This is a genomic window from Sphingobium sp. SA916, assembly GCF_002894065.1.
GTDB lineage: Bacteria > Pseudomonadota > Alphaproteobacteria > Sphingomonadales > Sphingomonadaceae > Sphingobium > Sphingobium fuliginis.
This window is the reverse complement of sequence record NZ_LXYF01000021.1, coordinates 1-661: the sequence shown is the minus strand read 5'-3', so window position 1 is coordinate 661 and position 661 is coordinate 1. Positions and strand designations below refer to the sequence as shown.

The window sequence follows — 661 nt, the reverse complement described above, 5'->3', positions numbered from 1 at the left end:
GAATCCAGAGGTTTCTGTGAGGTCGCGCGGCGCTGAGGGGCGATCTTGGCGCTGTGCGCGACCTCATTGAAGCCGGATTGAGCGCACTCGCTGACTGGGCCGGCGCTATGGGATTAGTGGCCCTTGTCCCGGTCGTGCACGAGGGGGAAGCGGTCGTTGGGAGTGCGAGCGGTGCGGCTGACCGGAGACGGAGGCGTGCTGGTGACAGGATGAAGGCGACGCGGACAGCCGTTGCGCACGCACTGGGAGTGACCGCCCGGCAGCGTGATGTTGGTCCAGACGGCGGATGATTGTGGCGCTCCTTGCGCCAGCCGGCTGCATTGCCGTGGTGCGGTCATAATCAGGATCGAGGGAATAGCGCTGGCTCATGGCGCGGCCGGGGGTCCGCGCGCGCGCCAGGTGGCATCGCGCGGCATGGTCGCGACGATCCGCAACTTCCCGCCGCAGCATGGACAGACGGTCGGGTCGAAATTGTGGCGCTTGGGATGGGGCAAGACCGAGTCGAGGTCGGGCGCCGGCAGCGCTGTCGCCAGCAGGGCACGGATGGTCGCCAGCCGGGCGCGGCGGCAGCCATTGGCGAGGAAGCCGTAATGACGGATGCGATGGAAACCGTCAGGCAGGCTGTGGAGCAGGAAGCGGCGGATAAACTCGTCGGCGGCCA

At 67.6% G+C, this 661-nt stretch carries 1 protein-coding gene; it reads right to left on the bottom strand.

Annotated features, from left to right (window positions below):
* Positions 1 to 365 precede the first annotated feature (365 nt).
* Positions 366 to 661: transposase (locus A8G00_RS25540; RefSeq protein ID WP_172451764.1), on the bottom strand; the 296-nt coding region annotated here is incomplete at its 5' end.